Origin of the sequence: Microcystis sp., from assembly GCF_048564745.1 — a bacterium.
Lineage (GTDB): Bacteria > Cyanobacteriota > Cyanobacteriia > Cyanobacteriales > Microcystaceae > Microcystis > Microcystis ichthyoblabe_A.
Window position 1 is genome coordinate 17,178 of the sequence record NZ_JBLZRT010000129.1, and the last position, 19,676, is coordinate 36,853.

At 41.3% G+C, this 19,676-nt stretch carries 17 protein-coding genes and 1 pseudogene; 13 read left to right on the plus strand and 5 right to left on the minus strand.

What is annotated here, in order from left to right; translation table 11 throughout:
- The first annotated feature begins 411 nt into the window (after window positions 1–411).
- The 9 genes from ACOCD9_RS14515 (at window position 412) to ACOCD9_RS14555 (ending at window position 8,031) form a co-directional block, all read left to right on the plus strand.
- Window positions 412–3,159: a type I restriction-modification enzyme R subunit C-terminal domain-containing protein gene (locus ACOCD9_RS14515; RefSeq protein ID WP_287702840.1), complete on the plus strand. Its 2,748-nt coding sequence runs from the start codon at window positions 412–414 to the stop codon at window positions 3,157–3,159.
- 28 nt (window positions 3,160–3,187) lie between these two features.
- Window positions 3,188–3,358 carry a type II toxin-antitoxin system HicB family antitoxin gene (locus ACOCD9_RS14520; protein ID WP_002734875.1) on the plus strand — a complete coding sequence of 57 codons (171 nt, stop codon included), beginning with the start codon at window positions 3,188–3,190 and terminating at the stop codon, window positions 3,356–3,358.
- Window positions 3,359–3,367: 9 nt separating this feature from the next.
- Window positions 3,368–3,766, plus strand: coding sequence for a nucleotidyltransferase family protein (locus tag ACOCD9_RS14525; protein WP_002775384.1), 399 nt, complete (start codon window positions 3,368–3,370; stop codon window positions 3,764–3,766).
- Window positions 3,763–4,107 (plus strand): DUF86 domain-containing protein, encoded by a 345-nt coding sequence (locus tag ACOCD9_RS14530; protein ID WP_123230081.1) that lies wholly within the window; start codon window positions 3,763–3,765, stop codon window positions 4,105–4,107. Before ACOCD9_RS14525 ends, ACOCD9_RS14530 begins: the two co-directional genes overlap by 4 nt.
- A 12-nt stretch (window positions 4,108–4,119) precedes the next feature.
- On the plus strand, window positions 4,120–5,595 hold the full coding sequence (locus ACOCD9_RS14535) for a restriction endonuclease subunit S (RefSeq protein ID WP_287702844.1): 1,476 nt from the start codon (window positions 4,120–4,122) through the stop codon (window positions 5,593–5,595).
- Between the two features lie 125 nt (window positions 5,596–5,720).
- On the plus strand, window positions 5,721–5,981 hold the full coding sequence (locus ACOCD9_RS14540; protein ID WP_002775395.1) for a hypothetical protein: 261 nt from the start codon (window positions 5,721–5,723) through the stop codon (window positions 5,979–5,981).
- Window positions 5,968–6,288 (plus strand): type II toxin-antitoxin system RelE family toxin, encoded by a 321-nt coding sequence (locus tag ACOCD9_RS14545; RefSeq protein WP_002733533.1) that lies wholly within the window; start codon window positions 5,968–5,970, stop codon window positions 6,286–6,288. The genes ACOCD9_RS14540 and ACOCD9_RS14545 overlap by 14 nt, the downstream gene beginning before the upstream one ends.
- 24 nt (window positions 6,289–6,312) lie before the next feature.
- Window positions 6,313–7,800, plus strand: coding sequence for an N-6 DNA methylase (locus tag ACOCD9_RS14550; protein WP_419547845.1), 1,488 nt, complete (start codon window positions 6,313–6,315; stop codon window positions 7,798–7,800).
- A gap of 48 nt (window positions 7,801–7,848) precedes the next feature.
- Entirely contained in the window at window positions 7,849–8,031 is a 183-nt protein-coding gene (locus ACOCD9_RS14555) for a hypothetical protein (protein WP_271926183.1), read from the plus strand.
- A 22-nt stretch (window positions 8,032–8,053) separates the two neighbouring features.
- Here ACOCD9_RS14555 and ACOCD9_RS14560 read toward each other — a convergent pair whose 3' ends face one another.
- On the minus strand, window positions 8,054–11,377 hold the full coding sequence (locus ACOCD9_RS14560) for an NACHT domain-containing protein (RefSeq protein WP_419547846.1): 3,324 nt from the start codon (window positions 11,375–11,377) through the stop codon (window positions 8,054–8,056).
- A gap of 167 nt (window positions 11,378–11,544) precedes the next feature.
- Here ACOCD9_RS14560 and ACOCD9_RS14565 point away from each other — a divergent pair, with 167 nt between their 5' ends.
- Together ACOCD9_RS14565 and ACOCD9_RS14570 are read left to right on the plus strand one after the other, a co-directional pair.
- Window positions 11,545–12,237: a PD-(D/E)XK nuclease family protein gene (locus ACOCD9_RS14565; protein ID WP_419547847.1), complete on the plus strand. Its 693-nt coding sequence runs from the start codon at window positions 11,545–11,547 to the stop codon at window positions 12,235–12,237.
- Between the two features lie 152 nt (window positions 12,238–12,389).
- The gene (locus ACOCD9_RS14570; protein ID WP_419547848.1) at window positions 12,390–12,602 is read left to right on the plus strand and encodes a gamma-glutamyltransferase; all 213 of its coding nucleotides are present in this window, start codon (window positions 12,390–12,392) and stop codon (window positions 12,600–12,602) included.
- Between the two features lie 69 nt (window positions 12,603–12,671).
- Here ACOCD9_RS14570 and ACOCD9_RS14575 read toward each other — a convergent pair whose 3' ends face one another.
- The 3 genes from ACOCD9_RS14575 to ACOCD9_RS14585 form a co-directional block, all read right to left on the minus strand.
- On the minus strand, window positions 12,672–15,377 hold the full coding sequence (locus ACOCD9_RS14575) for a phycobilisome rod-core linker polypeptide (RefSeq protein WP_419547849.1): 2,706 nt from the start codon (window positions 15,375–15,377) through the stop codon (window positions 12,672–12,674).
- Window positions 15,378–15,551: 174 nt separating this feature from the next.
- A complete protein-coding gene (cutA, locus tag ACOCD9_RS14580) occupies window positions 15,552–15,890 on the minus strand; it encodes a divalent-cation tolerance protein CutA (RefSeq protein ID WP_419547850.1) in 339 nt (112 codons plus the stop codon).
- Between the two features lie 146 nt (window positions 15,891–16,036).
- Window positions 16,037–16,744, minus strand: a complete 708-nt coding sequence (locus ACOCD9_RS14585; protein WP_287702856.1) for a Crp/Fnr family transcriptional regulator — start codon at window positions 16,742–16,744, stop codon at window positions 16,037–16,039.
- 55 nt (window positions 16,745–16,799) lie between these two features.
- Between ACOCD9_RS14585 and ACOCD9_RS14590 the strand changes: the two genes are divergently transcribed.
- Window positions 16,800–17,999, plus strand: a complete 1,200-nt coding sequence (locus ACOCD9_RS14590) for a hypothetical protein (RefSeq protein WP_287702858.1) — start codon at window positions 16,800–16,802, stop codon at window positions 17,997–17,999.
- A gap of 279 nt (window positions 18,000–18,278) precedes the next feature.
- Window positions 18,279–19,069: pseudogene (locus tag ACOCD9_RS14595) on the plus strand (Uma2 family endonuclease).
- On the opposite strand, the gene ACOCD9_RS14600 reads toward ACOCD9_RS14595, so the two are convergent.
- Window positions 19,066–19,647 carry a PEP-CTERM sorting domain-containing protein gene (locus ACOCD9_RS14600; RefSeq protein WP_419547851.1) on the minus strand — a complete coding sequence of 194 codons (582 nt, stop codon included), beginning with the start codon at window positions 19,645–19,647 and terminating at the stop codon, window positions 19,066–19,068. The pseudogene ACOCD9_RS14595 and the gene ACOCD9_RS14600 overlap by 4 nt on opposite strands.
- Window positions 19,648–19,676: the final 29 nt, after the last annotated feature.

Sequence of the window (19,676 nt, forward strand, 5' to 3'; positions counted from 1 at the left end):
TTATGATCTGATTTTAAGTAGTCGTGCAAAATTAATTTCCTAGTGAAGATAGGCAAGAGGCAAGGGGCAAGAGGCAAGAGCGGGGTTAGATATGTGTAATTAATTTTGCTTAGGTACTTAATTTATTGAGGGTCAGTAAGAATAGCGATAATTGACATTTCTTAAGACCTTATCTCCGACCACTGATAATTAATATTAAGATAAAAAAAAACTTTCTAAAATCTGCTTAGATAAAGATAAATAGCTGGTTATAATTAAATTAAAAATGGATTTTAGGTTCGATCCCCCCTGCCCCCCTTGATAAGGGGGGTGCCGATAGGCGGGGGGATCTGAAAGTTTTCAATACCTACCTACTTAAATATTGACATTTGCTGTTAAATTAGTCAGCTTATCGCGCCAAATTTGCTAACCATGCCTTCCAGCAATCAAACCCCAGAAAACCAATCGCGTGAACTGATTGACGAACAATTGCGTCAAGCGGGATGGTCTGTCCAAGATAAAAAAGAAATCAACTTCAATACCAGTTTGGGAGTGGCTATCAGGGAATATCCAACCGATAGCGGATTCGCTGATTATGTCCTGTTTGTGGATAGAGAACCCGTCGGTATTATTGAGGCCAAACGAGAGGAAAAAGGCTTGTACTTAACGGTGGCGGAGGAACAATCAAACAAATACGCTAATAGTAAGCTGAAATATATCAATAACCGGCCCCTTAACCTTATTTACGAAAGCACAGGCAAGCTGACGCGCTTTACCAATCGCCGCGACCCGAAACCTCGTTCCCGTCTTGTTTTTTCCTTTCACCAACCCGAAACCCTGCAAGAATGGCAAGATAAACCCAAAAGCTTGCGGGATAAACTGCAAGATATTCCCCCCCTTGACCCGAATGGACTAAGAGAATGTCAAATTAAAGCTATTACCAACTTAGAAGCCTCCTTTAAGCGAAATTTTCCCCGGGCCTTGCTGCAGATGGCCACGGGAAGCGGCAAAACCTTCACCGCTATTACCGCTATTTATCGTCTCCTAAAGTTTGCCGATGCCAAACGGGTGTTATTTCTAGTCGATACCAAAAACTTAGGAGAACAAGCTGAAGGGGGGTTTAGGAATTTTGTTCCCAATGATGATAACCGAAAATTTACCGAACTTTACAACGTTCAGCGATTATCCTCCAGTTATCTGGCCAAAGATGCTCAGGTCTGCATCTCAACCATTCAAAGACTCTATTCTATCCTTAAAGGGGAAAGTCTCGATGAGGCTGCCGAACAAACCAACCCGAATGAATTAGTACAAGGGAAACAACCGGTCCCCGTGGTCTATAATCCGAAAGTTCCTCTTGAATTCTTCGATTTTATCGTCATCGATGAGTGTCATCGCTCGATTTACAACGTTTGGCAACAGGTTTTATTATATTTCGACGCTTTTCTGATTGGTTTAACCGCCACTCCCGACGTGCGGACATTTGCCTTTTTCCATGAAAATGTGGTTAGTGAATACAGCTACAAACAAGCGGTAATGGACGGCGTAAACGTAGATTATCAAGTCTATACTATAGAAACGGAGATAACCAAGAATGGCGGGCGTATTCTCAGGGAATACATCGAAAAAAGGGAAAAATTAACCCGTGAAAAACGCTGGGTACAACCGGATGAGGATATTGTCTATACCGGCAAGCAACTTGACCGAGATGTGGTCAATCCCAGCCAAATACGCCAAATTATCCGCACCTTTCGCGATAAACTGCCAGAATTATTTCCCCATCGCCAAGAAGTCCCGAAAACCCTGATTTTTGCCAAGGATGACAGCCATGCTGACGATATTATTCAGATAGTCCGGGAAGAATTTAGCGAAGGGAACGATTTTTGCAAAAAAGTTACCTATAAATCGCCAGAAGACCCGAAATCTGTGCTTTCTCAGTTCAGAAATTATTTTAATCCCCGTATCACCGTCACAGTCGATATGATTGCCACGGGAACCGATATTAAACCCCTTGAGTGTTTAATTTTTATGCGGGATGTCAAATCTCGAAACTACTACGAACAGATGAAAGGACGAGGTACACGCACCCTTGACCATGATGGTCTCAAAAAAGTCTCTCAATCCGCCCTTTCTGCCAAAACTCACTTTATTATCATCGATGCTGTCGGTGTGGAACAATCAGCCAAAACCGATAGCCGGCCCCTGGAAAGAAAATCCAGTGTCCCCTTAAAAGACCTGATGATGGGCATTATGATGGGAACAGACGATAGCGATGCCTATATCTCCCTAGCCTGTCGTTTTGCGCGATTAGAACGACAAATCACGCCAAAAGAAGCCGAAAAGATAAAAGAAATCACCGGAGGGGCAACTTTGGGAGATATGGCCAAAGCCCTGCTCAATGCCACAGACCCCGATAATATTGAGGATAGGGCTAAAGAAACCTATCAAACCACAAATCCGACCCCAGAACAGTTAAAAGCGGCGGAAAAAGCCCTTGCTCGTGCGGCTGCCGGCTATTTGACTGGGGAATTGAGTCATTACCTTGAGAATGTGCGGAAAGTACACGAACAGTACATAGATACTCAGAATCTGGATAGGGTGACATTCTCAGGATGGAGTGAAGCGCAACGGATAGACAATCAAGCCCTAATAAATGACTTTACAGCCTTTATTGAGGCAAATAAGGACGAAATCACCGCCCTGCGTATCCTCTATAACCTGCCCTATCAACAGCGTCCCGTCACCTATAAAATGGTCAAGGAAGTCTTAGATATTCTCAAAAAAGACCGCCCCAACCTAGCGCCGATGAGAGTATGGGCAGCCTATCAACAGATAGAAGCGGTGCCAAGCAATCCCACCAGTGAGTTAACAGCGTTAATTGCCCTAATCCGGCGTGTTATTGGCTTAGATGAGGTTTTAACCCCCCATGAAAAACGCATCGATAAAGCTTTTCAAACTTGGGTTTTTCAAAAACAGGCGGGCGCATCAGTAAAATTCAATCAAGAACAGATGCAATGGCTACGGGCAATCAAGGAACATATTATCAGTTCTTTTGCCTTAGAGCGAGAGGATTTGGACTATACCCCTTTTGATAGTATGGGGGGAATCGGTAAACTCCATCAGCTTTTTGGCGATGAGATGGAGGCTATTATCGAGGAATTAAACACCGCTTTAGTGGCATAAAATACGAAATCAAAAGGACTCCTAAATCATGAAACATAAAATCATTCTCTATCAATCCGAAGAAGGCTGCAGCGTCTGTTGTCCGGGGTTGCCCGGTTGTTGGTCCCAGGGAGAGACAGAGAAAGAAGGGTTAAGCAACATTCAAGACGCAATTACCGAATATTTGTCAGTTATTGAGGAATTATTTCCTACAAATTAAGGAGTAAATATGACCTTACAAGATGTGATGGAATTAGCCAAGCAATTATCGCCGATGGATAAAAAATGCCTCGTTGAACAGCTTTCCTCTGAAGTGAAACCCGAAGAAGTTAAACCGAAAACTTTAGAGGAAATCAAAGCAATTTTAATCCCTTATAAGCCCTTTTTAATAGAAAAATTTAAAATCCTTGAATTAGGACTTTTTGGTTCCTATGTCAGGGGAGAACAAACTAAAGATAGTGATGTGGATATTTTAGTAGAATTTTCCCAAGTCCCCACCTTATTTGATTTAGTAGAAGTTGAGTATTTAATTAGTGATAAACTTGGTCTTCCTGTGGATTTAATTGATAAAAAATCCTTAAAAGCTGCCCTTCGTGAACAGATTCTCAATGAGACAGTTTATCTATGAAAAGGATTGTCAAAAATTATCTAGAGGATATTTTAAAATATGCTAAAATAATCCAAGAACAAACCATAAATTTATCTTTTGAGGAATTTGAACAAAATGAGGAGAGAGTTTTATCAGTGATGATGGCTTTGGCAATTATTGGGGAAGCGAGTAAAAATATTCCTGATGAGTTTCGCTGTCTCTATCCGCAAATAGAATGGCGGAAAATGGCAGGAATGCGAGATAAAATTATTCATGATTATTCAGAGGTTAGATTAATCACGCTTTGGCAAACATCCCAAGACAATATCCCTGATTTAATTGCAAAAATGACAACTATTATTAATCCTCAAGAGGAGTGATTTTTATTGATTATGACTGACTCAAACTCAAATTATTCAGATTTACCCCTGGGGTGGAAAATTGTGCAACTTCAAGATATAGGAAAAATTGTATCAGGTGGGACACCATCAACTAAAGTTGCTGAATATTGGGAGGAGGAAATTTGTTGGATTTCTCCTGCTGATTTATCTGGTTATAATCAGAAATATATATCAAAGGGAAATAAATCAATTTCTAAATTTGGTTTAGAAAATTCTTCAGCGAAATTAATGCCTAAAGGTTCTATTTTATTTTCTTCTCGCGCTCCAATAGGATATGTCGCTATTGCTTCTAATTCATTAGCTACCAATCAAGGATTTAAAAGTATTATCCCTAATGAAAACATTTTTAATGAATATATTTATTATTATTTAAAATCAGCAAAGCAGCTTGCAGAAAAGCACGCAAATGGAACAACTTTTAAAGAGATATCAGCGAAAGCTTTTGCAAGTCTTTCTATTCCCCTCCCTCCCCTACCTGAACAACATCGCATTGTCGAGAAAATTGAAGAATTATTCTCAGAATTAGATAACGGGGTTGCATCCCTGAAAAAAGCGCTAGAACAACTAAAAACCTACCGTCAAGCAGTGTTAAAATGGGCATTTGAGGGCAAATTAACCGAAAAATGGCGCAACACACATCAAGACAGTCTAGAGGATGCCGATACCCTATTAGAACAGATTAAAGCTGAAAGAAAACGCCATTATCAGCAACAATTAGCAGACTGGAAACAAGCGCTTAAAGAATGGGAAAATAACGGCAAGGAAACAAAAAAACCCACCAAACCCCAACAGCCAAAAGATTTACCTCCCCTCACCAAAGAAGAATTAAGCAATTTACCCAGTTTACCTGATGGTTGGATGTGGGTGAAATTGGGAAATTTATGTGATATTATTGGTGGTGTGACAAAAGGAAGGAAATTAGAGGGTAAAAATACTATTTCTCTCCCTTACTTGAGAGTAGCAAATGTTCAAGATGGCTACTTAGATTTATCTGTTATAAAATATATTGAGGTACTTCCTGAAGATTTAGAAAAATATAGATTAGTATCTGGCGATATTCTTTACACAGAGGGAGGTGATAGGGACAAATTAGGAAGAGGAACAATTTGGAGAAACGAAATTTCAGATTGTATTCATCAAAACCATGTTTTTCGAGCAAGAACTTTCCAACAACTTATAAAATCTCTCTATATTTCTTATTTTTCGCAAACTCAGACAGCTAGAAACCATTTTTTTAAGCATGGAAAACAGACGGTAAACTTAGCATCTATTAATATGACCGTTTTATCTAATCTACCTATTGTTTTGTGTTCGACAGTTGAACAAAAATTGATATTAGATGAAATCGAATCAAGATTATCAGTATGTGACCAATTAGAAGCCACCCTCACCGAGAACTTAAACAAAGCGGAAGCATTGCGCCAAAGCATCTTAAAACGGGCCTTTGAGGGGAAACTCGTACTATGATTAGGAATGATTAAATGAGGACTATGATTGAGGGATTGATGGGATGCTCAATTCAAAAACTTTTGATATTCGTAGCAAAATCTAATCATAGCCAATCAAAAAATCACATAAATCATAGTACAGAAATGGCACAAGCAATTCGTCAAACCACCTTCGTTCAATCCGATGGAACAATAAAAATCGACACCCCCCAACTTCCCCAAGGGGCAAAAGTCGAAGTTATTGTCATCCTCGAAGACAATCCTCAAACCCTGTCAGCCGAAGCTTTAGCTATAGAAAGACTGCCCCAATTAGATAATCCCAGTCAATTAATTACTCTTATCCAAGCAGACCAAGAAATTGACGAAGATGAGCTAAAACAGTGGGTTGCCAATGAGCAAAGCTAAAAATCCTTATATTGTTCAAAGCGTCAAAGAATTACAAAATGACATCTCGCAATTACCGCCAAAACTGCAACAAAAATGGCAAAACTATCAAAAAATACTCGCCTTAGACCCCTATCAAACGTTAGGATTTCCTAGTCATAACTTAACAGGAAAACTCAAAGGATGTCGTGCCTTAGAAATCGATTGGAATGGAACCCCCTACCGTCTTGTTTATCGCATCCATGACAAACCTTCTCCTAAACGAGTGGTTATTCTAAGCTTTGCTGAACATGACCCTGCTTATGAAAAAGCCAAAAAACGCCAATAAAACCCTAATAAACAAACCAATGTCATGAATACCGCCTCAATTGTGTCAAAAGTTTGGAGTTTTTGTAACACCCTGCGGGATGATGGGGTCAGTTATGGGGACTACCTTGAACAACTCACCTACCTCCTATTCCTGAAAATGGCTGATGAATACGCCAAACCGCCCTATAATCGCAAAATCGGCATCCCCTTTGAATACGACTGGCAAAGTCTGCGCAGCAAACGAGGGGCCGACCTCGAAGCTCATTACCTCGGCATATTACGCGAATTAGGGCAAAAAAAAGGCTTATTAGGGCAAATCTTCACCAAAGCTCAAAACAAAATCCAAGACCCTGCCAAACTGCTCAAAATCATCACCATGATAGATGAAGAAAACTGGGTGATGATGGAAACGGATGTCAAAGGCGACATATACGAAGGACTTCTGGAAAAAAACGCCGAAGACACCAAAAGCGGCGCCGGCCAATACTTCACCCCTCGGCCCTTGATTTGGGCCATGGTAGAATGCTTGCGTCCCCAACCCATGGCAACTATTGCTGACCCTGCCTGTGGAACCGGCGGCTTTTTTCTGGCAGCCTATAACTTTTTGGTCAAAAATCATCCCTTAGACCGAGAACAGAAAGAATTTCTCAAAAAAAGCACCTTTCACGGTAATGAAATCGTCGCCAATACAAGACGCCTGGCATTGATGAATATGTTTCTGCATAATATCGGCGATATTAACGATGAGCAATGCTTTATCGCCTCCACCGATGCTCTGATTGCTCCTTCTCCCCTTAGCGTCGATTATGTCCTTGCTAATCCCCCTTTCGGCAAAAAAAGCAGCCTAACTTTCACTAATGAAGACGGGGAACAGGACCGAGAAGACTTAACCTATAATCGTCAGGATTTTTGGGCAACCACTTCTAATAAACAACTCAACTTCGTCCAGCATATTCGTTCCATGCTCAAAAGCACAGGACAAGCTGCCGTGGTTGTCCCCGATAACGTCCTTTTCGAGGGTGGCGCCGGGGAAACCGTCCGCAAACAACTATTATCAACCACCGACCTGCATACTATCCTCAGATTACCCACCGGCGTATTTTATAAACAGGGAGTGAAAGCCAACGTCATCTTTTTTGATAATAAACCCGCCGCTAAAGACCCTTGGACAAAAGCCATCTGGTTTTATGACTTTCGCACCAATATTCACTTTACCCTCAAGAAAAACCCCTTAAAACCCGACGATTTACAGGACTTCATCACCTGTTATCATCCCCAAAATCGTCATCAACGCAGCGAAACCTATTCAGAACAGAATCCCGAAGGACGTTGGCGAAAATTCACCTATGATGAGATTATCGCCAGGGATAAAACCAGCCTCGATATATTTTGGCTCAAAGATAAAAGTTTAACCGACCTTGACAACCTGCCTGACCCCGATGTGCTGGCTTTGGAGATTATGGAAAACCTCGAAGCTGGATTAGAAAGCTTTCGGACAATTGTGGACAGTTTAGAAGTCACCGAGACTTAATGCTTCCAACTTCCATCGGGGAAGGTGAGAAATTCTCGATTAATACACTTGCTCGCACTATTAATTCTACCAAAAACCGCCCGCACTTTTTCCCTAATTGCCATGGTTTTCGATCCTAACTTTTATCCCTACCCTTCCCAACGTCGTTTAATTTTTTCCCCTCGCGCTGCCGTCGCTACCAGTCAATCCCTAGCGCCCGATGTGTTAAACATTTTCAAGAATAATACTTAGGTAAATTTTTCGGATCAATAATTTATTTTACCATTTTTTCTAGCCAAGTTTGTCTGGCATTTTCGAGGTTAATTTGATTGGGTAAAAATCCTTGTATTGGCTGTTCTATAGGTTTATCTGTGATTATGGCAATAGAACCAAAATCGCTGATAAGTTGGCAAAGTTGAATAAAAGAATCCCTCGGATCATCACCATAAAAAATTAGGGCAAGATTTGGGTTTTCGGTCTTGAGACACCACTCTAAATGATAGACATCATTAATCGGAGAAATTAATTTTGTCAAGATACGATTACCAAGACCTTTCGCAAGGCGATCGAGGTTAGTCTCTTGGTTTATTGTTTTAATATCAATAGTGCGAACATTGGGGTTATTTGTTTTAATTTTTTCAAGAATATAGTCTAAGTGTTGCGATTGTAGTTCTTCGGGAATGTTGTTTTCAGTTTGACCGTGCCACGCTTTATAAAATTCGGTATAGGTCATCTGTTGAACACATTGGCAGCAAACTCTATAGGATTCTTCAAAAGTTGTTCTATCATAACTGCTATAAGCTTCGGTCAAATATTTTTTTAGTGACTTGATTATTAGACATAGTACATCGTTTTTAGACATACTTTCATAGTCAATTTCAATTGGATTTGGAATTCGATCAAAATAATCTGGATAACTACCTTTAATTATAGATGCTAAAGCCTCGGAATAATAGTCTATGCTAATATTACTTGTATATGTTTCGATTAATTCTGAAATTTTCACATATTGTACTTCAAGCTCTGTGTCTTCACCTTCCCTGTCTAATTCAAAAAGATATTCCCTGTCTGAATTTTTTAGCTTATTTAATAAAGATTTTTTGTCTTGACTATCAAATATCTTACTATGTTCTAATTTATTGAAAATATTTTCTTGATACCAAATAGTCAAGCGATCCATGTTATACAACAAATCCCAATTTTCTAAAATCTCATAGATTATTATTTCTTTGTTTTTAGAAAATTCTGGTTCAGTCATAAGAAAGGGAAAAAAGTTATCAAAAATTAATGGATCAGTAATAGCTAATCTTTCTATAAAGTCCACGGTTTCCTTATGTTCTAGAAAAAAAAGATAATCTTTTTTTTGATAGTTTGCTTTATGAATAATATCCCACAGTTTTTGATTGAGTTTTTTTAACAATATCGATATTAGCTCTGGAGTTTCTGAAATAGTTTTTCCTGTTTGCGGCTGCTCCGATAAACTCCATAGCACAAATGAACGATAAGGATCATCTAGTTCTTCATCTATCAATAGATGAAGACCAATTGATATCCCTAATTGATTGCTACTGTCATAATTCAATAAAAAAACAACTAAAGGAGCCAGATTTTCTGCTTTATTCAGTTTGCAGTTATTCTCGATAATCAAGCAATACTTTGTTAAAGTGGCAATAAATTTATCTTTGTCAAACTCATACAATGAGTGTAAGAGCCTACGTGAATCGATCCCATAAGAATAATGATATATTTCCCCCGTATTTATATCAATTTCACCTAAAGTTATTTGAATAGCCTTGGTGAGAATTTTATCATAATTGCAATATTGTTTGAATTCACCTAAAAACTTTATCAGAATTTCAAAAGAAACACACCAGTAAAAATTACAAAACCCACAACCATCATTAAAATTAAACAACTCCTCCATTAATTTATTTTTTTCAGCTATTATCTGATCACTTTGCTGTCCTAACCATAATAAAATAACTTCTGTCCATTGATTTTCAAAAACTCTATAGACTCCTTGTTCTGGATTTTTAGGAATATGATTCAAGAAAAATTGATAATCATCAATAACCAAAGCGGCAAAATATTCTTGAAAACTGGGATGAAAGAAAGCATAAACTTCTTCCTCTGGATTTTCTTCAGCAACCCCAACGATGTTTAACCAACCTATATCTAAAGCTAATTTTAATTTACCTAAAGGTTGATCGATTTCACCCAAATATTTAACTACTTGCTCACGACTTAAGCGGAAACGATTTGATGGTTGATTAATTGCTGCCTTTGCCAATTCTCCCAAGGCACGATTTAACTCTTTTTGCTGTGACGATGTAGTGGGAAAATATTCAGATTTCCATTCGTATAGAGTTTCCACAAACCATTTATATAAACCCGCTTTCGTTTCGGGTAAAGTACCCTCTCGTCTTTGCCAAGCGTAACAAAGTAAAGTTAATTGGAGAGGATTTTTAATTAAATCTCGAATAGGTTCTTTTCCCGATTTATTTAACTCACCTTGAAGCAGTAAAGAACGCTTATGATCATTGATAAAAAACCGACCAATGAAATCCTTAACTTGTTCCTCATCAAAATATAAATTCCGATAAACATCGAAATTATCGAGATAATTCTTACCATTATCCCACACATTCAACCGACAGGTTAACAGGATTCTTGCTGCAGCGAGCCAACTTTGCTCAATCTGGTTACGAATCCAGAATAATGGGTTATTAATCCCCATCTCATCGAGTCCGTCTAGTAATAACCAAACTCTCTCGGTATTGAAAATATCTACTAATGCTCGTTTTGATTCTGGTTTAACCTCAAAGGTTTTTAAAGCTACTTTTAGCCATTTGTCAAGTAAATAATTCTCTAAATTATCCCCTGGCAAATCTGCGAGAGAAACCCAAATAATTCTATCTTCTGGATGTGTTTGTGAAACGCGATCAACTATCTGCTGTAGTAGGGTAGTTTTTCCCGCACCGGGTTCACCGATAATTACGATCCGTTTTCCCGCACTTTTAGGACTATTTCCCCCTTCGATTACCTCACAGAAAAACTGATCATTTTCAAATCTGCGGGTGATTTCTTCTTGGGAATCGTAAAATCTCGATCCTTTTTCCGCTTCCCTATCCTTAACTCTAGGTTTTTTTATCCGTTCTATTAATCCCAAAGGAACATACATTTTATCTCGCTCTAAATTAATATCATCCCCTACGGTTAAAGGATTTGAGGTCATGCGTTTAATTTGTTCTGCGAGCATTTTTGTAAAGACTTCATGGAGAATAGTTTGCTGCTGCGCTTCTTCCAAAACTGGTTCTGATGACTGTAAATGACTAGAATCCACTACATCATCTAGTTTTAATCCTAAAAGTTCGACTATTCCCTTCGCAGTAGCTATTTCGATAGGTTTGCCGTTAAAAAATCGCTCTACGGTACTTCTACTTGTAGTAACTTTCTCAGCAATACGCTCATAAGTTAACTTTTTGCCTTCTTTTCTTGTTTGCGCTTCTCTGAGTCGAATTTTGCCTTGATTGGTTGCAGAAATACCCTTTGTTGCCAGTTTAGCTTTAGTCATAGCGATCGCATTGAGGCTATTCATTCTTTAGCTTTCCCATCAGGTTAACATTTATCAATATAGCCAGATCAATTTTTATCCACAAGCTCAGATTACCTCACTTCACCTCACTTAATTTTGAGGTGATCTGCTCTCGAAATTTGATTTTAATGCCGATATTATCGCAATATAAACTTTGAATGAGTAAATATATGGCTCTTAATCAGAATGTCTTACCCAAGACCAATAAAGCGACGAATCTAATCCCCTCCCAATCTCAAAAACGGTTAACTCCCTATGCTTGGGTAACTCGTGTAGCGCAACTGATGGCCAAAGAAAAAAACTGTCATTATGGGAATTGGTTGCCGACAAATTATCATATTTCTTTGCTTCCCAGCGACTTCGATAGTAGCGATCATGACAAAATGGTTATACAAAGATCGAGCGAATTACAAAATCTGGGTTTTAGCGTTAATGTGGAGAATGCTAACTCCTTTAAAGTGAAAGGAAAAACCTATTCTATCTGTATTGCTGGTCGTCCTGATATCGTCGCAATTAAGGATAATTGGGTAGTGGTGGAGGACTGCAAAAGTGGACGGGAAAAAACCTCCCATCTTTACCAAATCCTCCTCTATATGCTTCTACTCCCCCACGCACCGGAAACAAAATCCCTCTGCAAGGGTCAAATTCCCCACGGACGTTTGATTTATCCCGATCGAATTATCGATATACCTAATCAACGGATCGATCGAGATTTTATCACTCATTTTCAGCAAGTTCTCTCCTCTTTTACCTGTCCCGATTTTCCCCCTCGGCAACCTCACCCCTCGGAATGTCGTTATTGTCGTTTACCCGAAAAAAACTGTAGTTTTAAACGAGTAAGTTATGCCAATTCTCGCGGGTGAAAATTACACATCGAATGATCAATTTAAGTCCCTCTTTTTAAGGGGGATTTAGGGGGATGAAACTTTTGTCGTCAGTTTTCTCCCTTGGGATGATGGCACTTTTGATGGGTGCGCCGATGCAACCCCAAAGCCCGCGATAAATGGCGGTAAACATGGTTGACCATCATTTCAATCCTCAAACCGCCCTTGATGCCACTAGATGGCGATTTTTACAGGGAAACAGCGTACTTTTAGAAAGGGGTGCAGCCCCCGAATTACTGCCCGGATTAACCCCCAGAGGCCATCAGGTAGCGATCGCAGATTCCTCCCATTTTGGCAAGGGTCAAATTATCCGGCAAATTGCGAACCTCGGTCCGATGGGTTAGCTTTGGGGTACTAAACTAAAAAAAAGCTCGTGTTAAACACGAGCTAAATTAACTAACTTCAAGGACTAACTAACCACCGACCTTAACTACTGGTTTAAAACTGGGAACCACCAGTTCACTATCCTGTTTAGTCAGCTTATTGTATAAGCGTTCCGTATTGGGGAAATTAGCGGCTGGTAGAGTTGGGAAACGACGATAGGGAACTGTATCTTCACCAAATAATTGTAGGTATTCCATGCTATTAACCATGGCACCGATAAAAGCCTTTAATCCCTGAGTTGCCAGAATTTGGTTATATTTCTGGATTTCTTTTTGATTCAAGGGAGCGCGACCTAAGAAGTGCTTAGTTCCCAATTCAATTACTTTCGTATTCGGATAGGGAGCATAGAATTCTTTCAGGTAAAGATCCGAACCACCTAAACCCTCAATAAACTCTTTCACCGTGATCTCAGCATTGCTTAATTTACTCTCTAAAGCGGTAAATTCGGCATTGATGATATAGGGTTCGAGATCCCGTTCAAAAATCTGACGATAGGCGGCGCGAACAGTATTTTGTACGGCAACTTTATCCAGATTAGTTAACAGTTTAAAGACCTTAGTTTGTTCCCGTTGAACCGTGACACCTTGACCGACACGAGATTGAATATCCGGTTCAGTGCGAATCGAGACCGAAGGTGTACCCAATTCAATAAAGCGCGGGGTTTCCTCTTTATCAACTCTTTGGCCGATATCTTCGCGGAGATTACCCAAACGCACCATCCGTAACTGCATCCCTTGGGGAGTTAGATAGCGCTCGTAGGGAACCGTATCTTCGCCAAAAGCTTCCGTATATTCAGGACTGTCGATAAGGGCATCGATTAAAGCATAGAAGCCTTTTTTCGAGCAAAGATCGAAGTATTGATTCATTTCCTGACGACCGTAGGTGGGACGACCGAGCAGACGACGGTGAATATATTCGATCGCTTTCACCACATAGAGAGGAGTCCAGTAGATTTTCCGGAAAGCCTCGGATTTAGCTAGGGTTTTGATAAACTCGCGCAGAGTAATATCGCCATTTTCCAGCTTAATCTCGGCCACGGATAAACGCTGACCTTCGTAGGGCATTCGACCGAAAACCTGACGATAAGCCGCTAAAATCACTCTTTGGGTGGAACTTTCGCCAAATTTAACGCTCACCCCATTGCTAGAACCGGGTAACTCGTTATTGAGACGAAAAACTTTCGGTCCCAAAGTACCGGGGAATTCACCTCGGGCGCCGGGGTTGCTATTTTGGTTATTAGTGGCAGGTCCGCGGTGGATGAGGATACGTTTGGTATCTTTACCGAAGGGAGCGGGACTAGAACTAGGTTCGCGGGTTTCTTTCGGGAAAATTGCCCCAAATTGGATTTCTAGGGGATCATTTCCGGAACCGTAAACGTGCTGATCCGGTAAGGGGCGATCGTATTTAGCAAAGGTGGTGATAAATTGGGGAACTTTGCGGAAAGGTGCGCTGTAGTTAAACAGGTCGATCTGCATCCCCCAGTTACGACATTCCTGCGCTTCTGCACCCAAACCCCGGAGATAGGGAACGGTTTCTTCGCCGAAATAGTCGGAATATTCCTGAGAATCGACTAAAGCATCGATTAACGCCGCTAAACCGCCGCTAGAGACGATCGAGAAGTATTTCTGCACTTCTTCCCGGGAGGAAGGACCGCGACCGAGGAAATGACGGAAAGCCAATTCTAGAGCGCGACTATTGATAAAAGGTTCAAAGAACTGTTTACGATAGAGAGGCGATTTACCGAGACGACGGACGAATTCTTTCATCGAGATGTCGCCGTTTTTCACCTTCGATTCTAGGTCAGAAATGGACTGACTATAGGCGCGGGTGATGTCCCGTTCAAAAATTTGTCTGTAGGCTGCCTTAATAATCGAAGATTTTTCCGACTCCGATAAACCGGTTTTCATGACAAACTTTTGCCGTTTTTCGGCGCCATTGTAGTAGCTTTGGGGAAGACTTAAACCCTGTTGGTCACTACTGGGACGCTGACGCAGTTTATTAGAGGGGGTGGGGGCCTTTAATTCCCCCAGTAGGATATTGAAATAGTCACTGATTAAAGTGGCCGCATCCTTGTCTCTTTGGAAATACTCGATCGAAGCGGCCCGCATTTCCTGTAGGGCCACGATGGTGGCATCAATAGAACAGGCATTTTCGAGAACTTCCCTTAAACCCCGGGTATTAACGATCAGGATACTGGTATCACCAGCCACGATCGCGTATGTAATATAACGCAGGAACCAGGATAAATCCCGGAGGGACTTCTGCATATTGCTCGGACCGTAACGAGAGACGTTAATCGGTCGGAATCCGGGGGGAATCGGGCCGCTAGAGGCGAAAATCCCTTTTAAGCCACCGAGAAGGCCACCACCGCCACCGGAGCCGCTTTCCGCGTAGGTAACGGTTCCTAATTTCATCCCTTCCTGGACGTTGATAACTTTACCCGCACCCACCAGGGCCAATTCTTCCACGGGGGGTTTTTCTAGGTAGGCCATGGGTGAACCACCGGTAAAAATCCGGTTAGCTGCCCGTGAGACGATCAGATCGGAGTTCCGGGTGAGCGTTTGGGCGATATCTAAGCGCTTGCTCCCCGATTGGAAGTAGGCGATCAGTTCATTGAGTTCGGGTTTATCGAGAAAGCGGTCTTGTTGTTCTGCTTGGGTAATGGCAGATACCGGGACGGTTTGATAGAGTTGGGGACGCGCTAAGGAGCTGCCACCGCTTGCCTTAAGACTCATTGGATTTTAACTATCTCCCTTGACGATGTGCTGAGTTCTCCAATCGTGGAGGCGATCGGTCTTAAAACCAGATGTTTAAACATTTAATCAGCATCTAGATTAAAACTTTTTGCGCTTCCTGAGATAGTTTATTAAGAATTATATAGATTTTTTTCGCTCAAGTGGCCGATTGGTCTATTCTGACACCCCACTGGTATGGGAGGCTAACCAGTCTAAATAGGTCTGAGAACCCGCCACAATCGGTAAAGCGATGATTTCTGGGACGGCATAGCTATGAAGTTCCTGTATCTTCGCCGATAACTGCTCAAACTGCTTTAAATCGGTTTTAATCACTAATTGCCATTCGCGCTCGTTTTCAATCTGTCCCTGCCAACGATAAATGGAACGAATCGGGTAAATACTGACACAAGCGGCCAGGCGCTCGTTAAGTAAGGCGATCGCTAGGTGTTCCGCTTCCGTTTCGCTGGCCGTTGTCACCAGCACCACTCCAAAACCGGTTAATCTTTCAGTCATAAGTAGTCGTGCAAAATAAATTTCCTAGTGAAGATAGGCACTCATGCAACAGGCAACAGGCAAAAGGGGAGATAAATAATCAGTCTTTAATAACCGGATTTTAGTAGGATAACTGATAACTGATAACTGATAACTGATAACTGAATTTAGGCGATCACTTTTTCTAAAGCGACCAGATCGGGAATACAGAGGGATTCCTGCTGTCTTTGAATCAGTCCTTTTTTGTGCAATTTGGTCAAGGATCGGGTCACGGTTTCCCGGGCCAGTCCACTAATACTACTCAATTCCCGGTGAGGTAAATTAGGAATTATCGCACCCTGACCGCTTTTTTCTCCTTGACCTTCGGCCAAAAAGAGTAAAGTATCGGCGACTCTGGAAAGACTATCAGCCTCGCGCAAGCGTAAACGCTGGTTAACTTGACGTAAACGCTTGGCCATCAACTGAGAAAGACGAATTCCCGCTAAAGGCTCCGATTTGAGCAGATTAACAAAATCTTGAGCGGGAATACTGCTAATTGTGGCCGTGGTTAAGGTGATAGCATCAGTGGAGCGGGGAGATTCTTCTAAAGCGGCCATTTCTCCGACTATTTCCCCTTTACCGAGGATATTTAAGGTGACTTCTTTGCCATCCATATTGTAAGTACGAATTTTCACCCAACCATCGAGAATAAAGTAAACTGAACCCCCCCAATCATTTTCTAATAAAATCGCCCGATTAGCAGGATGAGTGCGGGTGACAGCATGAGAAGTAACTTGATCGAGGCTTTCACGGGGCAAACCGACAAATAAAGTGGCGGTATCCAATAATTTTTGAATCTCTGCTGATTTTTCCGCAGGATAGCGTTTTTCTTCCATGGTTTAATATTTAAGTTTTGTTTGTTTTAAGTGGGTGATTCTACAATAGACAGTTGTGGGTATTTTTATTTATCTAGTGACCGATAAACAGGATTTTTCCTCCCTACTGACCGAGATCGATCGGATTCTTGCCAAGGTGATTTCATCTCTAGTTAACCCGCAAGAAGTTACTTCCGAGACAATTATCGCCACTCGTCAACATTTAGAATCGGCCAAAGCGCTTCTTTTTCCTTTATTATCCCCCGCTCCAACCCCAGAAGTTGCCCGTTGGTCCCTAGGAATGGAGGTACAACCACCAGGGGTGAAAATCGTCTTTTTTCGGGAAAGCCAAGGATTGATCGATTTTTATCCTCTTTCTTGGAGTCTAGCAACGGGAACGAGCGATCTCTTACCCTGCTCTCAGGTGGAAGAATATCTAATTAGCTGGCTATCTAATCGGGATTTTAGCACCGATTCTTGGCTCTGGGAAGCCCTAGAGCGATTAGAAGCTATTATTATTACCGATGACGGGGAAACCCCCACGGATGACCTAAAAAAAGCCCTTCTCACAGCGCAACTAATACCCCCCGATCGCCTCTCTAGTCTGGAAACAGCGATCGCTACTGCCCTGGCCTATATTCCCACTAGCGACCAACCCCAACCCCAAACCCTACTGGTGATCGAAGGTAAACGAGAGACTACCACTTTAGCGCTGCTGGAAGTCCCACCCCAAACTTGCTCTTTATCCCGTCAAGCGATCGCTCTGAGCCATTTTAACTACGGGGAAAACACCTATGAACAGGCCATACTCTCTCAGTTAATTTATCCTCTCTGGCGTTCTTTTTTGCCGCTTTCGCTCTCCGATATCACCGATACTAATCCCTTAAAAAAATCTTTACTGGCAGCCGCTAGATTAACCAAATTAATCCTCCAAGAAGAAAGCGAATTTACCTCCTCTCTAGCCGGTCATACTTGGACGGTCAGTCGCAGGGATTTAAATAAGAAGGTAATCATACCATATCTAGATAATTTAAGACAAAAAGTTAATGATTTGTTAGAAAAACAGCAAAAAAGTCTTAAAGATATCGATCAAATAATTTTTAGCGGTAATTTTTTCTTGACCATTTGGCCCTATTTCCTAACAGAAATTCAGCAAGAATTTGCTGGCTGCCATCTAGAGGCCCCCAGTCAGGAAAACTTCTCACCAGCAATCTTGGGTTTAGGTCGTCTCTGTTTATTTTCGGCTCTTAGAGGTGAGAAGGTCAATAATGCTTAAAAAATCGACCTCAGCCTCAGTTAAAAGTCAGAATTTAGGGGTGAATGGTGAAGAGAATTTTTAGGGTAATTTTGGAGAATACTCCACCCGACGCTGGTGATTCGGTAGCAGTGATGGTGGTTTAATGCTTTGCCAGTTGGACATTATAAGCTAAGACGCATTTTAACCGCCTATCCTGAGATTAGCTGAATCTCCCCCAATCCCTTTACTGTTGCCCCTTGTCTCATCTCAACAAGCAGTTTAAATACACGGACAGCTTATTATTCATAGCAGATAACCATGACTACAACTCAACCCCTATCCCCTAGCCAAACCGCCCGAAAAGATGAGATGATCTTCCCAAAAGGCGAATTTTGGAGTGATGAACTGCCATTGGAAAGTAATTTACATCTAACTCAGATTATTTTATTGATAAAATGCCTAGAATGGTTATGGCAAGATAGAGAAGATTACTTTGCAACCGGGAATTTAACCATCTACTACAGCCCAAATCAGAAAAAATCAGAATACTTTAGAGGACCTGACTTTTTTGTAGTATTAGGAACAACTAGAAACCAAAACCGGAAAAGTTGGGTAGTATGGCAAGAAGAGGGAAAATATCCTAATGTGATTATAGAAATCCTCTTTTGAAAGTACCGCTAAGACTGATAGGGAAGAAAAGAAAGAAATTTATCAAAATACCTTTAGAACTCCTGATTATTTCTGGCTTGCCCCCTTCGGCTTGGCTCAGCTTGCCCTGAGCCAGGCCGAAGGGTTGGTTATGGAGTGAGGAATTGGGCTTATATTTAGGGATCTACGCCGATAAATTGCGTTATTTTAGTCCTAAAGGTCAGTTAATCCCAACACCTGAGGAAGCCGCTCTTCTGGAGAAACAGTCCAAAAAATCTGAACGTCAACAAAAAGAACTGGCTTTACAACAAAAAGAACATGAAAGACAACAAAAAGAACTGGCTTTACAAAAAATTGAGCAATTAACGGCAAGATTAAGAGAATTAGGCATTAATCCCGATGAAACCTTGTGGAAGTGCCAGTGTTGCACCCTCACCTCTCATCGGGAAAATCAAAATTAACCTTGTTTCCTAACTCTAGAAGCCAAGGCGCCCAACCCCAACCCCAATAGGGCGACAACAGCACTAGGTTCAGGGATGAGTTGTATGCTCCAGCCCGCTTGATTAAATGGTTCTTCCACACCACCTAGGTCATTCGTAAGAGGAGGATTCGTTATAGTTTGAGAAAGGCTAGAGCTAAAAATCGTCGGGTTCCCAACCACAACAGGACCAAAGCCAATATACTGAAAAACACTACCGAAAAGTACAAAATCCATGGATGCACCACTAAAACTAGCCGTAGCAGGAACCCCACTACCTGAGGATTGATTACTGTAGGAATCGACAAAAGTGCTGCCAGGCTGCCATTCAAAAGGATCGCTGTCGAGGTCAACTCCATTGTATGTGATATCACTAAATCCATTGATAGTGATAATACCCCCGGGCCCGAGGTCACCTGTGAGTGTTCCAGTGACAACTATTGGGGTTGTTGGGCCACCGTGGGTATAGGTGAAGAAGAACTGGGCAGCTTGGGCAGGATAGGCTAGGGCAGTTAAACCGATGGCGGTAGTGGCAACAGCTACAGAGGTTTTGAAGAACATACATTGCTCCTTCATAAAAAAGTATTATT

Excerpts from the sequence above, each read along its gene's own strand:
- ACOCD9_RS14515 (WP_287702840.1), top strand. The coding sequence starts at position 412 with ATGCCTTCCAGCAATCAAACCCCAGAAAACCAATCGCGTGAACTGATT.
- ACOCD9_RS14520 (WP_002734875.1), top strand. The coding sequence starts at position 3,188 with ATGAAACATAAAATCATTCTCTATCAATCCGAAGAAGGCTGCAGCGTC.
- ACOCD9_RS14525 (WP_002775384.1), top strand. The coding sequence starts at position 3,368 with ATGACCTTACAAGATGTGATGGAATTAGCCAAGCAATTATCGCCGATG.
- ACOCD9_RS14530 (WP_123230081.1), top strand. The coding sequence starts at position 3,763 with ATGAAAAGGATTGTCAAAAATTATCTAGAGGATATTTTAAAATATGCT.
- ACOCD9_RS14535 (WP_287702844.1), top strand. The coding sequence starts at position 4,120 with ATGACTGACTCAAACTCAAATTATTCAGATTTACCCCTGGGGTGGAAA.
- ACOCD9_RS14540 (WP_002775395.1), top strand. The coding sequence starts at position 5,721 with ATGGCACAAGCAATTCGTCAAACCACCTTCGTTCAATCCGATGGAACA.
- ACOCD9_RS14545 (WP_002733533.1), top strand. The coding sequence starts at position 5,968 with ATGAGCAAAGCTAAAAATCCTTATATTGTTCAAAGCGTCAAAGAATTA.
- ACOCD9_RS14550 (WP_419547845.1), top strand. The coding sequence starts at position 6,313 with ATGAATACCGCCTCAATTGTGTCAAAAGTTTGGAGTTTTTGTAACACC.
- ACOCD9_RS14560 (WP_419547846.1), bottom strand. The coding sequence starts at position 11,377 with ATGAATAGCCTCAATGCGATCGCTATGACTAAAGCTAAACTGGCAACA.
- ACOCD9_RS14565 (WP_419547847.1), top strand. The coding sequence starts at position 11,545 with ATGGCTCTTAATCAGAATGTCTTACCCAAGACCAATAAAGCGACGAAT.
- ACOCD9_RS14570 (WP_419547848.1), top strand. The coding sequence starts at position 12,390 with ATGGTTGACCATCATTTCAATCCTCAAACCGCCCTTGATGCCACTAGA.
- ACOCD9_RS14575 (WP_419547849.1), bottom strand. The coding sequence starts at position 15,377 with ATGAGTCTTAAGGCAAGCGGTGGCAGCTCCTTAGCGCGTCCCCAACTC.
- cutA (WP_419547850.1), bottom strand. The coding sequence starts at position 15,890 with ATGACTGAAAGATTAACCGGTTTTGGAGTGGTGCTGGTGACAACGGCC.
- ACOCD9_RS14585 (WP_287702856.1), bottom strand. The coding sequence starts at position 16,744 with ATGGAAGAAAAACGCTATCCTGCGGAAAAATCAGCAGAGATTCAAAAA.
- ACOCD9_RS14600 (WP_419547851.1), bottom strand. The coding sequence starts at position 19,647 with ATGTTCTTCAAAACCTCTGTAGCTGTTGCCACTACCGCCATCGGTTTA.